Source organism: Ruegeria sp. CE9 (assembly GCF_056537425.1).
The window spans coordinates 155,002-170,639 of the sequence record NZ_JBQFRO010000006.1 but is presented as its reverse complement, the minus strand read 5'-3'; the positions used below and the strand labels follow the sequence as shown (position 1 = coordinate 170,639).

General features: G+C 58.4%; 12 protein-coding genes. 8 read left to right on the top strand and 4 right to left on the bottom strand.

The features are described from left to right. Nucleotides 1–8 precede the first annotated feature (8 nt). From ACR0B3_RS13510 to ACR0B3_RS13485, 6 genes are all read left to right on the top strand, one after another. On the top strand, nucleotides 9–1,322 hold the full coding sequence (locus ACR0B3_RS13510) for an SDR family oxidoreductase (protein WP_480809532.1): 1,314 nt from the start codon (nucleotides 9–11) through the stop codon (nucleotides 1,320–1,322). Continuing rightward, the gene (locus tag ACR0B3_RS13505; protein WP_480809531.1) at nucleotides 1,322–1,828 is read left to right on the top strand and encodes a DUF2269 family protein; all 507 of its coding nucleotides are present in this window, start codon (nucleotides 1,322–1,324) and stop codon (nucleotides 1,826–1,828) included. The genes ACR0B3_RS13510 and ACR0B3_RS13505 overlap by 1 nt, the downstream gene beginning before the upstream one ends. A gap of 74 nt (nucleotides 1,829–1,902) precedes the next feature. Beyond that, the gene (locus ACR0B3_RS13500) at nucleotides 1,903–4,611 is read left to right on the top strand and encodes a DUF2339 domain-containing protein (protein WP_480809530.1); all 2,709 of its coding nucleotides are present in this window, start codon (nucleotides 1,903–1,905) and stop codon (nucleotides 4,609–4,611) included. A 164-nt stretch (nucleotides 4,612–4,775) separates the two neighbouring features. After that, complete coding sequence (gene ileS, locus ACR0B3_RS13495; RefSeq protein ID WP_480809529.1) at nucleotides 4,776–7,685, top strand: isoleucine--tRNA ligase; 2,910 nt, start codon at nucleotides 4,776–4,778, stop codon at nucleotides 7,683–7,685. Nucleotides 7,686–7,814: 129 nt separating this feature from the next. Next, entirely contained in the window at nucleotides 7,815–8,273 is a 459-nt protein-coding gene (locus tag ACR0B3_RS13490) for a methylated-DNA--[protein]-cysteine S-methyltransferase (protein ID WP_480809528.1), read from the top strand. 76 nt (nucleotides 8,274–8,349) lie between these two features. Further along, nucleotides 8,350–8,817, top strand: coding sequence for a hypothetical protein (locus ACR0B3_RS13485; RefSeq protein WP_480809527.1), 468 nt, complete (start codon nucleotides 8,350–8,352; stop codon nucleotides 8,815–8,817). Here the strand turns inward: ACR0B3_RS13485 and ACR0B3_RS13480 are convergent. From ACR0B3_RS13480 to fsa, 4 genes are all read right to left on the bottom strand, one after another. Continuing rightward, complete coding sequence (locus tag ACR0B3_RS13480) at nucleotides 8,802–9,515, bottom strand: CDP-alcohol phosphatidyltransferase family protein (protein ID WP_480809526.1); 714 nt, start codon at nucleotides 9,513–9,515, stop codon at nucleotides 8,802–8,804. The genes ACR0B3_RS13485 and ACR0B3_RS13480 overlap by 16 nt on opposite strands. 54 nt (nucleotides 9,516–9,569) lie before the next feature. Next, on the bottom strand, nucleotides 9,570–10,490 hold the full coding sequence (locus tag ACR0B3_RS13475; protein ID WP_480809525.1) for a tyrosine recombinase XerC: 921 nt from the start codon (nucleotides 10,488–10,490) through the stop codon (nucleotides 9,570–9,572). Further along, a complete protein-coding gene (locus tag ACR0B3_RS13470; protein WP_170686013.1) occupies nucleotides 10,487–11,194 on the bottom strand; it encodes a DUF484 family protein in 708 nt (235 codons plus the stop codon). The genes ACR0B3_RS13475 and ACR0B3_RS13470 overlap by 4 nt, the downstream gene beginning before the upstream one ends. 195 nt (nucleotides 11,195–11,389) lie before the next feature. Next, on the bottom strand, nucleotides 11,390–12,043 hold the full coding sequence (gene fsa / locus ACR0B3_RS13465; protein ID WP_170686012.1) for a fructose-6-phosphate aldolase: 654 nt from the start codon (nucleotides 12,041–12,043) through the stop codon (nucleotides 11,390–11,392). 88 nt (nucleotides 12,044–12,131) lie between these two features. On the opposite strand from fsa, the gene ACR0B3_RS13460 reads away from it, so the two are divergent. Together ACR0B3_RS13460 and ACR0B3_RS13455 are read left to right on the top strand one after the other, a co-directional pair. Next, entirely contained in the window at nucleotides 12,132–14,327 is a 2,196-nt protein-coding gene (locus ACR0B3_RS13460) for a primosomal protein N' (RefSeq protein ID WP_480809524.1), read from the top strand. A 78-nt stretch (nucleotides 14,328–14,405) separates the two neighbouring features. Next, complete coding sequence (locus ACR0B3_RS13455; RefSeq protein WP_170721236.1) at nucleotides 14,406–15,638, top strand: MFS transporter; 1,233 nt, start codon at nucleotides 14,406–14,408, stop codon at nucleotides 15,636–15,638.

Genomic DNA, 15,638 nt, shown 5'->3' with positions numbered 1-15,638 from the left:
GTCATCTTGTGGCAGAAGCCCTTAGCGAAAAAACTGTATTGGTAACCGGTGCCTATGGCTTCATCGGTTCTGCCGTGGTTCATGCGTTGAAGGCGAATGGCATCGTGGTGAGAGGTCTTGTGCGCAGCCCGAAGATCGCTGATCGGACGCTGCCTGATGTCGATCTGATCGTGGGTGATTTGCGCGATTTCAAATCTGCTGAGGGCTGGTTGCCGCATCTGGAACAAATCGATGTGGTGGTGAACTGTGCGGGGGCTTTGCAGGATGGCGGACAGGATGATCTGAACGCCGTTCACCATACTGCAATTGCAGCGCTGGGATACGCCTGCGCCGACCTCGGTATTGCGATTGTGCAGATATCGGCGATTGGGGCCGAGCCAGATGCGTCGACGGATTTCATGCGCACCAAGGCCGAAGGCGATGCCGCACTGCGCGCAAGCGGCGCGACCTTATGGTGCCTCAAACCCGGGCTGGTCATCGGTCAAGGCGACTATGGCGGCACGGCGCTGCTGCGGATGCTGGCGGCTGTTCCGATTGTGCAGCCCATCGCGTATGCGAAGACCCCGGTTCAATGTGTCGGAATGAATGACCTTTGCGCGGCGATTGTTGCCGCCATTCGCGGTGTACTCGCGCCGGGCAGCTATGATTTGGTAGAAGATACACCGCATTCTCTGTCGCAAGTCTTGTCCGCAACCCGGCGCTGGCTTGGCTTTTCGCGTGCGCGATTAACGATTGCAATGCCGCCGCCGCTGATAAATGCGGTTGCCTTTGTTGCTGATCTGCTGGGGTACCTTGGGTGGCGATCGCCCCTGAGGAGTACGGCGATGACAGTTATGAAACAGGGGGTTACCGGAAACCCTGAACCATATCGCCGTGCCTCAGGACGATCTTTGCCCGGGCTGGAAGAAATCTACAAAGGGCTGGTTTGCGCCCGTGAGCACAGGCTGACAGCACGGGTGACATTGCTTATGCCTGTCGTCGTCGGGGTTCTCAGCCTGTTTTGGCTGTTATCTGGTGTGTTTGGTTTAGTGGGCCTTTCCAAAGCGGCCGAAATCCTCGTGCAATCGGGTTGGACCCATGGGTTTGCAAAGGCAAGCGTGGTGCTTTGGTCGTTGATCGACATCGTGTTGGGCCTCGCAATACTTTGGCGCCCTTGGGCTGCGCGCGCCTGTTTAGCACAGGCTGGCGTTGCCGTCTTCTATTTGGTCGCCGCAACGTTAGTGGTGCCAGAGCTTTGGCTTGATCCTTTGGGCCCGATGGTCAAGATACTGCCAGCACTGATGTTGTCACTGATCGCGCGTGCAATCCTAGAGAGTCGCTGATGGACCCGGACCTGATCTTGCGATGGCTTCACGTGGTCGGAGCGTGTGTTCTGCTGGGCACCGGGGCAGGGATTGCCTTTTTCATGATGATGGCGCACCGAACTGCGGATACGCGGGTCATTGCACATACGGCCGCAATAGTTGTGCTGGCCGATATGCTGTTCACTGCTACAGCGGTCATATTGCAACCGATTACTGGCGCGCTGTTGGCCTGGCGATTGGGCTGGTCTCTGACGGAAGGCTGGATTGCACTGTCGCTGCTACTTTACATCCTGACCGGTCTGTTCTGGCTGCCCGTAGTATGGATACAGCTTAGGTTGAGAGACTTTGCACGACAGGCCGATGAAGCGGGCACAACCTTGCCTGCCGAATATTATCGACTGTTCGGCATCTGGTTAGCCTGTGGCATTCCCGCCTTTGCCGCAGCTCTGGTGATCCTGTGGCTGATGCTTGCACGTCCGGACATTTCGCTGTTCCAGGAAGGTTTTCTGGGCAACATACGGTAATCATGCGGATTTCCGTACTGTAATCACAACAAGCTCCGCGATAGGTTCAGCGCGTAACATCCCGGAGGTTTCGGTTGGAATCCTTGCTTGTTCTTGTTGGCTTGATCGTTCTGGCCATTCCCGTATCGATAATCGCGCTTTTGATTGGGCAGTCGCGGCTGCGAAAGCGCGTTGAACAGCTGGAGCGTCAGCTATCAGGACAATTGCCTGATGGTGTCGCTGAGATATCCGAAATTCCTGATCTCAAGCCGACAACAGAACCGCCCAGGCGCGCGCCCTGGGCCGCTGCCAAGGCTGCTTCGCCTAAGGATACAGACCCGTCAGAGATGCTTCAACCTGCTGAGGCGATCGACCCTCCGGCCACGATCGTATTCCGAGAGGAAAAGTTCGCTGCGCTGGGCGCGTGGCTGCGCGAGAATTGGTTCTATGCGGTCTCAGCGCTGTCGCTGGCATTGGCCGGGATATTTCTGGTTCAATATGGGGTCGAGAACGGTTTATTGCCTCCGACGGCACGTGTCATAGCTGCACTCACCTTTGGCGCACTGCTGATCGGCGCGGGCGAAGTTATCCGACGCAGGTTCGGTGACGACGAAGATACGTCAACCGCGTATCTGCCGTCGGTCTTTTCAGGCGCTGGTCTGGTCACCCTGTTCGGAGGGATCCTGGCCGCCCGCCAACTATACGATCTGATCGGCCCCGAGACTGCATTAGCCGGGCTGGTTATCATCGCGCTGTTCGGGCTTGTGCTTGGCTGGTTCCATGGGCCGCTTTTGGCTGCTGTGGGCCTGATCGGAGCCTTCTCTGCCCCCTTTGTCGTCGGTGGTTCTTCGGATGATCCAAGCTGGCTGTACGGGTATTTTTTTATCATCGCCGTATTAGGGCTGGGCATCGATACCGTAAGACGTTGGGCTTGGATTTCGGTTTTGACACTCGTCGGCGCATACGGAGCAGCCTTGCTGCTGGTCCTCTCCTCACCTTCAACCGAGCCCGGGTATCTGACCTGCGTAACGGCGCTGGCATTTATCGCTATCGCAATCCCTGCGCGACGTATCTGGCCAAATCATACCGGCCCGATGATCACTGAGATCGTCAGGCGCCGTAAAGGGGAGCCGTGGCCCGAGTTTCCCACGCGTATTGCCTTTGGTGCCGTACTCGTCACTTCGGTGATTTTGTCTCTACATTGGCCGGATACAATCAGTGAGTTCTGGCTTGGCGTCATTCTGCTCATGGGTCTGATCATGGGTCTGATCCTTTGGGCCAAAGATGCGCGCGCTTTGCAGGATCTGACAGTGCTGCCTGCCCTTGGGCTGATTTGGTTCGTTCTGGTGCACGGGCTGGACGGCGGGCGCGTTTGGTACCAGTTCGCCGAAACATACGCAGAGACTGCCGAGGCGGATTATCCATGGAGCGTTACTCTGCTGGTAGGTTTGGGTGCTTTGGTTACGCTGCTTGCGGCGTGGCGATCATTTCAGGCCGGGCGTTATGCGATGGTCTGGGCAGGTGGCGCGGCCATCTTTGCTCCGACCCTAGCAATTGCAATTGAAGTTGGTTGGAAACCTGCGGAAGTGATCGGGGCCTACACGTGGGCATTGCACGCCATTGCTTTGGGCGCGCTAAAGGTGGTTCTGGCCGAGCAATTTGCGCGTGCCGATGGTGAGAACCGAATGCGCGCGGCATTGGCAACTCTCTCGGCGCTGTCCTGTCTCAGCTTCGCCTGCATCATCGTGCTCAGCTCTGCTGCCCTTACCATGGCGCTTGTCGTTATGGTCGTCGTGGCTGCAGCGCTAGACCGGCGCTTTGAGCTGCCGCCGATGAGTTGGTTCATCTGGGCGGGTGTTCTGACTGTGACCGTACGGTTGGTGCTTGACCCAGGGCTCGACTGGGCCGAGAGCGCTCCGTTGATCGAAATGATCCTGGTCTATGCCGTGTCAGCCATCGGCTTTGTTGTGGGTTGGGTCTTGCTGAAGCCGCTCGATCGTCCGATTGCTGCTTTACTGCTTGAAAGTGCAGCCTGGGCGACGGCGGGCATACTGCTGTCTCTGTTGTTGCTGCGTTGGCTGGAGGGCTTTGGGGAAGGCGGGGCTACCAACAGCCACTGGGGCTTGGGGCTGCTGGCGGTGATCTGGCTGCTGCTGGCCTTCGCACAGGTGCAACGATTCAAGCTCGGCGGTAAGCTGAACTACCTGCGCTACGCGCTAGCGGCCTTTTTTGCGGCACATGGCGTGGTTCGATTGGGGCAGGCGTTGTCAGATAGCAATCCGCTGCTCAACCCGTTTGCCGAACCAGTGCTTGGGCCGCCTGTACTGAACACGCTTGCCGTCGCTTACCTATTGCCCGCACTCGCCATTGGTTTTTCGGCCTGGCGCGTTGTGACGTCACCTGTGCTGCTGAAACAGATCAGCTATGGCCTGTCTGTGGTGTTGATGGCGGTCTGGTTGGGTCTGGCGATCCGGCACCTCTGGCAAGGCGCAGGGGGCATGTATGAAGGCAACGGCGTCACTCAGCCTGAACTATATACTTATACAATGGCGCTTTTATTGATCGGCGCAGGTCTGTTTTATCAGTCGCTTGCACGTCGATCCGATCTTATGCGCAAGGCAGGGCTGGCCGTGATTGGATTGGCCGTTGCCAAGGTATTTTTGATCGATATCGCCGGTTTGGGCGGGCTGATCCGGGTCTTTTCACTGTTGGCATTGGGTCTGGCATTGGCGGGGCTCGCGTGGCTCAATCGCTGGGCCACGTTGCGCCATTCGTCGCAAGGGTCAGAACCTCTGGACCATTAGGCGTGGGCGTCCTATAAGCGCGGCCATGTTTGACCGTCTGGCCATCATTATTCGAATTATATCCCCGGCGCTCTGATATCGCGAGACGCCGGGCAAAGGTGCTTGAGTTATCGCACTGACCGCTTCGATCCACACACGACCAGAACATCCTGAGGACGCCCCAAATGTGCGCCGTGACACCTGACTACAAAGACACGCTGAACCTGCCCAAGACCGATTTTCCGATGCGCGCAGGCCTGCCCAAGCGCGAGCCTGCATGGCTGGAGCGTTGGGAAAAGATCGGCGTTTATGACCGCCTGCGCGAAAAAGAGGGCCGTGAACCCTTCACTCTGCATGATGGTCCCCCCTACGCCAATGGCCACCTGCATATTGGTCACGCGCTGAACAAGACAATCAAGGACATGATCGTGCGGTCCCATCAGATGATGGGCTACGATTCACGCTATGTACCCGGCTGGGATTGCCACGGTCTGCCAATCGAATGGAAGATCGAGGAACAGTACCGCAAGAAGGGCAAGAACAAGGATGAGGTGAACATCGTCGACTTCCGTCAGGAATGCCGCAAGTTCGCCGAGGGCTGGATCGACATCCAGCGTGAAGAGTTCAAGCGTTTGGGCATCACCGGCAACTGGCCCGATCCTTACATCACTATGGATTATCACGCCGAAGCGGTGATCGCCGGCGAGTTCATGAAGTTCCTGATGAACGGCACTTTGTATCAAGGCTCGAAACCCGTGATGTGGTCGCCCATCGAGAAAACTGCTCTGGCAGAGGCCGAGGTCGAGTATCACGACAAAGAAAGCTTCACCATCTGGGTGAAATTCAAGGTTGTGAACACCGATGACGTGACGCTGGACAATGCCTATGTTGTGATCTGGACCACGACGCCGTGGACCATGCCATCAAACAAGGCCGTGGTTTATGGCGACGACATCTCGTACGGCCTCTACGAAGTGACGGGCCGCCCCGAGGAATGCTGGGCGCGGATCGGTGAGCGTTATCTGTTGGCCGACGATCGCGCGGCTGATGTCTTTGCACGAGCGCGTCTGGACGACTCGATGTATCGCCGTTTGTGCGATGTCACGCAGGAAGATCTGGCCAAGATCCAGTTGGCCCACCCACTGGCGGGGGCCGAGGGCGGCAACGGCGAATGGGACGATATCCGTGACTTCCGCGCTGCTGAGTTTGTGACCGATACGGAAGGCACCGGTTTCGTCCACTGCGCGCCGTCACACGGGATGGAGGAATTCGAGCTTTATCGCGATCTGGGCATGCTGGAGCAGGTCATCACTTACAACGTGATGGATGACGGCTCGTTCCGCACCGATCTGCCGTTCTTTGGTGGCAAATACATCCTGTCCCGTAAAGGCGGCGAAGGGGATGCCAACAAGGCCGTGATCGACAAGCTGGCCGAGGTTGGCGGGCTGCTGGCACGTGGCAAGATCAAGCACAGCTATCCGCATTCGTGGCGCTCGAAAGCGCCGATCATCTACCGTAACACACCGCAGTGGTTTGCGTCTGTTGATCGCAAGCTGGACGATGGTATGGGTGAGATGGGCGACTCCATCCGCGAACGTGCCCTGCGGTCCATCGACGAGCTTGTGAAATGGACGCCTCAGACCGGTCGTAACCGCCTGTATTCCATGATCGAGGCGCGCCCGGACTGGGTGCTATCGCGCCAGCGCGCCTGGGGCGTGCCGCTGACCTGTTTCACCAAGAAAGGCGCTCTGCCGACCGACGCGGATTACCTGCTGCGCAACGCGGAATTGAACGCGCGTATCAAGGCGGCGTTCGAGCAGGAAGGCGCGGATATTTGGTACACCGACGGGTTCAAAGAGAAGATCCTCGACGGCATCGTTAACCCCGATGACTATGATCAGGTGTTTGACGTTCTGGACGTGTGGTTCGACTCGGGCTCGACCCACGCTTTCGTTTTGCGCGATCGTGAAGACGGGACCGAAGACGGTATTGCCGATGTCTATATGGAGGGCACCGACCAGCACCGTGGATGGTTCCATTCCTCGATGCTGCAGGCCTGCGGCACCAAGGGACGTGCGCCATATCGGAACGTGGTGACCCACGGCTTTACGCTGGATGCCAAAGGCAACAAGATGTCCAAATCGCTGGGTAACACCATCGTGCCCGAGGAGGTAGTCAAGCAATACGGTGCTGATATCCTGCGCCTTTGGGTGGCCCAGACCGACTATACCGCCGACCAGCGGATCGGGCCTGAGATCCTGAAAGGCACCGCCGACAGCTATCGTCGTCTGCGTAACACCATGCGGTTCATGTTGGGCTCGCTTGCCGATTTTACCGAAGCCGACCGTGTCGCGCCCGAGGATATGCCGCGTCTGGAGCGCTGGGTGCTGAGCCGTCTGGCCGATCTGGATGAGCAGGTGCGCAAGGGCTATGCGTCGTTTGATTTCCAGGGCGTGTTCAGTGCCGTGTTCACCTTTGCCACGGTTGACCTGTCATCGTTCTATTTCGACGTCCGCAAGGATGCGCTTTATTGTGATGGGGACAGCCTGCGCCGCCGCGCGGCGCGGACCGTGCTGGACATTCTGTTCCACCGCCTGACCACATGGTTGGCCCCGGTTCTGGTGTTCACCATGGAAGAGGTCTGGTTGGAACGGTTTCCGGCTGATGACAGCTCGGTCCACCTGGTGGATTTCCCTGAAACACCCGCCGACTGGCGCCATGAAGAGCTGGAAGCCAGCATGTCCAAAGTCCGCCGCGTGCGCCGCGCTGTGACTGCCGCGCTGGAAATTCAGCGGCAGGACAAGGTTATCGGTTCCAGCCTTGAGGCCGCTCCGATTGTGCATGTCGAGGATCAGGAAACCCGCGATCTGCTGGCGACATTCGATGTGGATGATATGTGCATCACGTCGGGTTTGGCTGTAACCGGTGATCCGGCCCCGGCAGAGGCATTCCGTGTGCCGGAGATCGAAGGCGTTGCTGTGGTGTTCGAAAAAGCCCAAGGCGACAAATGCCAGCGGTGCTGGAAAATCCTGCCAGATGTAGGCCTGCACGCCCATCCGGGGGTGTGCGGGCGCTGTAACGACGCGCTGGGCTAATCCTTGCGCCGAGTCTTTGGAGTTTTGCGAGGCTCTGCCTCGCGCTCCGGGATATTTTTGGCCAGATGAAGGGATGGATCGTCAGAATTCGGGTTGCAGGTGTGGGGAAACATCTGCAACCGTTCTCATATGCCGATGATTGCCGTAGAAACTCAGTTTGGTTGCCTTGGTGTCGAAGAGACGGACGGGGCCATCACGCGTCTTGTCTGGAATGGTTGGGACGAAGGCACTCTGACCCCGGTTCTGGAAGAGGCGGCGGCGCAGTTGTGCGCCTATGACGAAGGGCGATTGCAGCAGTTCGATCTGCCCTACCGGATCAAGGGGTCCGAGTTTCAGCGTCGCGTATGCGATGCGATGTATGCGATTCCGTTTGGTGACACGCGCACCTATGGTGAGTTGGCCAACGAGCTTGGATACTCGGCGCAAGCTGTAGGGCGCGGATGCGGTGGAAACCCCATTCCGATCATTATTCCTTGTCACCGGATTCTGGGCGCGGGTGGAAAGATGGTTGGGTTTTCGGGCAGCGGCGGCGTTGAGACCAAAGTTGCCCTTCTGCGTCACGAAGGCGCTGCCAGCCTGTTGATCTGAACGGCACTTACCTGTTGCAATCGGGAGGGCGCGGCCCCAACCTATACAGAATAGTGAATTTGAAGGACCGAATTGAATGACCGGCCAGACAGATCCCGCCGCACGTAAGAAAGCCATCATTGACCATCTGATGTCTTTGGAAGAACAGGAACTGGCGACTGCTCAGGCGCATTATGATGCGTTTTTGAAAGACGCCCAACTGGATGACCGCGAAGGGCATGACAAAGACGACATCGCCGCCTCTCGCGAAAACGCCGATCTGGCGGCGGCGTTCGACGCACCCGTCCATGCGCACCATGCCAAGATAGATGTGATCGAGAACACCGACTTCAGTCTGACCGATACCGTCCAGCCCGGCGCAGTGATCAAATTCAACAATCGCCGCTTTGTTGTGTGCGTCTCAACCACCCGATTTGAGGTGGAGGGCAAGACCTATATGGGCATTTCCACCCAAAGCCCGATTTATCTGGCGATGGTTGGTCTTCAGAAGGGTGATGTGTTCACCCATAACGGGACAGAGTTTGAGGTTCAGGAGGTCTTGTAGTCGCGGGCCTTACGCGCCGGAATGATCTGCTGCGCGATCCCGGCCGAGACCAGATAGAGGCTGGTGATCACCAGCCCCCAATGGGCCCAGCTTTCGGGGTGGAAATCTACCCAAGCAGCCCAGCCTGCAAACAAAGTCCAGGCAAATGCCATCGGCAAAGACAGGTTGCGCCAACGCTCGGTTCGGACCGGGTGAATGAACTTTAGGGGCAGGAACATGGCGACAGACAGCAGCGTGACCAGCAGCAGGATGACCCAGAAATTGGGTTCGAGCGCGAAAATCACGATGACAAACATGTTCCAGCAGCCTGGAAAGCCTGAAAATGAATTATCCTTGGTTTTCATGCGGGTGTCCGCAAAATACATCGCGCTGGCAAATGTGATGACGATGATTGCGAACCAGCCGGTCCATCCGTCCATTAGGCCCGACTTGAACAGGGCAAACGCGGGAATGAACACATAAGTCAGATAGTCGATGATCAAATCCAGCAGCACGCCGTCAAATTCAGGCGCGTTTGCCTTGACGTGATAGTGGCGCGCAAGCGGGCCATCGATTCCGTCCACAATGAACGAAACGACGAGCCAGAGATACATAAGGCTCCATTTTTCTTCGACTGCTGCCAACATGGCCAGCATTGCAAAAACGGCACCGGTAGCAGTGAACAGATGAACGGAAAGCGCTTTGAATCTAAGTGTCATGGTGGTGTCATGACCGAAGCACGGCGCAGATGCAAAGCAAAAAGGCTCATTGCTTCAGGCTTTTGGGTGCGTGCGGTTGTAGACTTCCATCAACCGGGCCGTGTCGACGGCTGTATAAGTCTGCGTAGTCGAAAGCGATGCATGGCCCAAAAGCTCTTGTATCGCGCGCAGGTCGCCACCGGCAGACAGCAAATGGGTGGCAAAGCTGTGGCGCATCGCGTGCGGGGTGGCCGTGGCTGGCAGGCCAAGCTGCATTCGCGCCTTGGCGACCACAGATTGAATGATCCCTGGGTTCAGAGGGCCGCCGCGCACGCCGCGAAACAGCGCGGCTTTGGGTGTTTGTGGATGTGGGCAAAGGCGCAGATAGCGATCAACCGCAGCCCGTGCAGCAGGAAGAACCGGTACGATTCGTTCTTTGTCACCCTTTCCTGAAATGCGCAGCGTGTCTGGCAGCGGGGCATCCGCGCCGGTCAAAGAAAGCGCTTCGGATATGCGCAGCCCGCAGCCGTAAAGAAGCGTTACAACTGCGACATCCCGCGCGGCGACCCAATCCGACGATGATTGCAATTCGACTGTCTCGATCATCGCGCGGGCGGCGTCCTCGGCCAATGGGCGAGGCAGTTTCTTGGTAAACTTGGGTGCCCGGGTGGAAAGAACGGCGGTAGGTTCGAAACCCTCGCGTTCGGCCAGCCAGCGATAGAAGGTTTTGACCGCCGATAGCTTACGGGCCAGTGACCGCGCGCCGACGTCAGACGCACGCTGATCGGCCATCCACGCGCGCATGTCGGACACGGTAATGCGTTCCAGCGCGGCCAGACCCTGACGTTCACTATGGTGCAGGGTCATGAAGGACAGGAATTCTGTCACGTCGCCACGATAAGCGTTCAGGGTATTTTCGGAGCGTCCCGACAGCGCCCCCAGACTGTCCAGCCAATGCTGCAAAGCATCGCGGCAGGCTGGGGAAATCAAGCTCACGACAGCCAGTGGCGCATCGAGCGTTCGAACACGCCAGCAAAGAAGGACAGAAGATCGGTGCCAAGTTGAGGCGAGAAATGCCTTGGGTCGCTTGCCCCCATCACAATCATACCGGGAAGGCGGCCGGTACCGAGATCGAGCTTCAAGCAGGCCTCAGACCTAAGCTGATCAGCCTGTTCGCCATATACTTGCCGATTGGTCTGGCGAATCTCGCGCAATGTGACTTCGCGCGGTTGGCCGTTACGGTCAGATGTTAGGTAACCGTCGATGAATCCGGGCTCGACAACCGTTAGAACACCCCCGAGTTGATTTACTACGGGGTCGTCGCGCATGACGGTGGTTTCCAGAACCAACGTGATGTGATCGACGCGCAGGATTTCGGCAACATCATTGCCGAGCGCGCGCAGGAAATCCTCGAACACTGTGGGTTCGAGCAGACGAAGAATGGCGCGATGAACCTGATTGGTGCCTGCCAGATTCTCATAAGCCGCCGCGATAACCGAGCGGTGCGTGTCTTCAAGGCGGTCGAGGCGCGCCTCAAGCCGTTGCATGGCGATGCCGCGCAGATCGACGACATTGTCACCCCGCGCCTGTTCATTTGCCGCCACCAAAGCCTGCATCAGGTCTTTGTCATCCAGCACGGCGTCAGGTTCGGCCAGAATAGCCGCGCGGAGATTGTCCTTGAGTTTAGGATCGCTGCTCATGTCCCGTCCGGTCGTTTTTATTTTGGCGGGCTTATAACACGGGTTACTGGATTTGCCTTGGGAAAAATGCACGCAAGAGGCGAATTTCGTGTGCATTGTGGCGGCGGCTCCCGCCCGCTATGGGCTGATCGCAGATCAGCTGTGGCCGTAGGGCCTGGCGCGGCGCCTGACGGCACCGCGCTGCAGCACTTGAGATCAGAGGATTTTCTGACCTGTCTTTGCCCAGTCGGCCAGGAAGGTTTCCAAGCCTTTGTCGGTCAGCGGATGATCCGCCAGTTTCTTGATCACGCCCGGAGGGGCCGTAATCACGTCAGCCCCGATACGCGCGCTATCGGTCACGTGGTTCACGGTGCGGATCGAGGCGGCCAGAATTTCGGTTTCGAACCCGTAATTGTCATAAACCTGACGGATGTCGGCGATCAGGTCCATGCCGTCGAGGTTGATGTCGTCCAAACGTCCGATGAAGGGCGAGATGAAGGTCGCGCCCGCTTTGGCTGCAAGGATCGCCTGATTGGTCGAGAAGCACAGGGTCACGTTGACCATCTGGCCTTCATCGGTCAGCGTCTTGCAGGTTTTAAGACCCGCCCATGTCAGCGGTACCTTGACGGCGATATTGGGCGCAATCTTGGCCAGCTTGCGGCCTTCGGCGATCATGTCGTCGGCTTCGGTGGCGACAACTTCGGCGGATACGGGGCCGTCGACCAGTTCACAGATCTCTTTTGTCACTTCCAGAATATCGCGACCCGATTTCAGGATCAGCGAGGGGTTGGTGGTCACGCCGTCCACCATGCCCAGATCGTTCAGCTCTGCGATAGCGTCGATCTCGGCAGTGTCTACGAAGAATTTCATGAGGGCAGTCCTTTGATGGGTTGGCCTTGGTCGCGGATGGCTTTACCTCAAAGAGACCCCTGCTGGAACCCCCTGCGAAGGATATGCCGTGAGCGCTAACGGATTTTTCGACGAAGGAGAGCTGGTTGCGGTGCTGACGACGCAACCGCTGGACCGGACGTTGGACTACAAAGCGCCCGAGGGCGGGTGCTTCCTTGGGGCGTTTGTCGAGGTGCCATTGGGGCCGCGCAAAGTCTTGGGTGTGGTCTGGGGGCCGGGGCAGGGAGGCTTTGATCTCGCCAAAGCACGGTCGGTGATACGTGTGTTGGAAGTAGCGCCAATGCGTGAAGAGATGCGGCTGTTTCTGGGCAAAGTGGCAGATTACACGCTGACGCCGATGCCCGCGATGCTGCGTTTGGCAACCCGCGCGCCGGGGCTGAGCGACCCGCCGTCCATGCGCAAGATCTATCGCTTGGGCGGTTCTGAACCGGATCGAATGACCGACGCGCGGACCCGCGTGCTGGAAGTGCTGCGGGATTACGGCGGGCTGGCGTTTACCCTGAAGGAATTGTCTGAGCAGGCAGGTGTGACGTCTTCGGTCGTGAAAGGTTTGGTGAAACAGGGCGCGGTTCGGGAAGAGGACAGTCCGCGTGACCTGCCTTATCCTCATTTGGAACCGGATTTGCCGGGCAATGAGCTGACCGAAGATCAGGCGGCTGCAGTCGCCAAGTTGCAAGCAGGGCAGCGGTCTGGCGACTATGGCACCACGCTGCTGAAGGGCGTGACAGGCTCGGGCAAAACCGAGGTCTATCTGGAGGCCGTGGCCGAAGCCCTGCTGATGGGGCGACAAGCCTTGGTCTTGTTGCCAGAAATCGCGCTGACGGCTGAATTTCTAACCCGAGTTGAACAGCGTTTTGGCGCGCGCCCTGCGGAGTGGCACTCGGGGGCTACGATGACCGAGCGTCGCCGGGTCTGGCGGATGGTTGGGCAGGGGGATGCGCAATTGGTTGTGGGCGCGCGGTCAGCCTTGTTCCTGCCGTTTCGTGATCTGGGGTTGGTCGTTGTCGATGAAGAACATGACACCTCGTACAAGCAGGAAGACGGGGTGCATTACAGCGCGCGGGATATGGCGGTGCTGCGGTCTTCGATCTGTGGCGCGCGCGTGATCTTGGCCAGCGCGACTCCTTCGCTGGAAAGCTGGGCGAATGCTGAGGCCGGAAAATATGAGCGCCTGGATTTGACTGCCCGCTTCGGGGCGGCGGTGCTGCCCGAGATGAAGCCCATCGACATGCGGGCTGAGCCAATGCAGCCGGGGACGTGGATTTCTCCGTCTCTGCGACAGGCAGTAGAGCAGCGGATCGAGAACGGCGAGCAGTCGCTATTGTTCATCAACCGCCGTGGCTATGCACCGGTGACATTGTGCCGGGCATGTGGCGAGCAGATTGCCTGTGACCATTGCGACGCACGGATGGTGGAACATCGCTTTCTCAAACGCCTCATGTGCCATCAGTGTGGTGAGACCAAGCCGATGCCCGAGGCCTGCCCGTCCTGCGGTGTCGAAGGTAAGCTGGCCCCGGTTGGGCCGGGGATTGAACGGCTGGCGGAAGAGGCCGAGGGCACGTTTCCCGAGGCCAAGATCGCAATGCTGAGTTCCGACCTGTTTGGCTCGGCGCGGGCCTTGAAGGCGAAGATCGAAGAAATTGCCGAGGGCGACGCGGATATTGTCATCGGAACGCAGTTGGTGGCCAAAGGGCACAACTTTCCAAATCTGACACTGGTCGGTGTGATCGACGCAGACCTTAGCCTGCACGGGGCTGATCTGCGCGCGGCGGAACGAACCTTTCAGTTGATGCGGCAAGTGGCTGGGCGCGCTGGTCGGGCGGACAAACCGGGGCAGGCGCTGCTGCAGACCTTTCAGCCGGAACATCCTGTGATCCGCGCGATCCTGTCAGGGGACGAAGAGGGGTTCTGGACGGCTGAAGCCGCCGGGCGTCAGGCCGCCGGGGTGCCACCTTATGGTCGTATGGCCGGGATCGTTTTGTCCGGCCCCGAGGTTGGACCGGTGTTCGATATAGGCAACGCCATGGCGCGTAACGATGCACCGTTGCGACAGGTTGGTGCTCAGGTCTTTGGCCCGGCTCCGGCGCCGATTGCAAGAATTCGAGGGCGCCACCGCGTGCGGCTGTTGGTCAAAGCCCCCAAGGGTGCACCAATTCAGGAGGCAATTGCCCAATGGATTGCACCCTTGAAACTGAAAGGCGATATCCGCCTGACTGTGGATATCGACCCGCAAAGCTTTTACTGAGACCTGCATCAGCGCAGAGCCACTGTGCGGTCCCGCTTTCCTCTCGCCAAATGGTTTAAATAGGCGTAGAGCGAACACATGCTGAAACCCATGCCCCTGTCTGAGGCGCAGAGTCTTCCGCTCTGGCGCCGCCCGATGACGCTCTTGTTCGTGATGGCCCTGACCATGCCGATCGCGTTCAACGCGTGGAGTGCGCTGCTGAACAATTTCGTCATCGAAGCCGCAAATTTTGACGGGGCAGATATCGGGTTGCTGCACACGGTACGCGAGATCCCTGGGTTTCTGGCCGTCGGTGTGATCGCGGTGATCATCTTCATCCGAGAGCAGGTGCTGGCGATGATCTCGCTGATGATGCTGGGCGTTGCAACGGCGGTGACCGCGTGGTTCCCCAGCCTTGGCGGGTTGTTGTTCGTGACGCTGTTCAGCTCGATCGGCTTTCACTATTACGAGACGGTCAACCAATCGCTGCAACTGCAGTGGCTGCCCAAGGACCGCGCGCCGCAGATTTTGGGCTGGCTGGTGGCCATGGGCTCAGCCGCAACGGCGGTGGTCTATGGGCTGATTGTGCTGACATGGGATCGGTTTGATCTGTCCTATAACTTGGTGTTCATGGCTGCGGGTGGCGTGACGGCCCTGCTGGCGTTGTTTTGCTTGTTTGCTTATCCCCAGTTCGATGCCCCCACGCCACAGACCAAGAAACTGATCCTACGCAAGCGCTATTGGCTGTACTACGCGCTGCAGTTCATGGCTGGTGCGCGGCGGCAGATTTTCATCGTTTTCGCTGGCTTCATGATGGTCGAAAAGTTTGGGTTTGAAGTGCATGAGCTGACCAGCCTCTACTTGATCAACCTGATGATCAACATGGCTGCGGCGCCTTTGCTGGGTAAGGCGGTGGCTCGGTTCGGAGAACGGCGGACGTTGATCTTTGAGTATACAGGACTGGCCATCGTATTCGCGGCCTATGGCGGTATCTACTGGTTCGGGTGGGGGGTGTTGCTGGCGGCGATCCTCTATGTGATCGACCATGTCCTGTTCGCGCTGGCGCTGGCTTTGAAGACCTATTTTCAGAAAATCGCGGACCCTGCGGACATCGCACCAACAGCCGCGGTGGCATTCACCATCAACCATATCGCTGCAGTGTTTCTGCCTGCGCTTTTGGGGTTGCTGTGGGTGGTGTCTCCGGGGGCTGTCTTTGGATTGGCCGCAGCGATGGCGATGGTATCGCTGGGCTTGTCGCTGCTGATCCCACGCCATCCTGAGCCTGGGAACGAAACGATCCTGTCGAAATACGCGCCTGCCCCTGCCGAATGA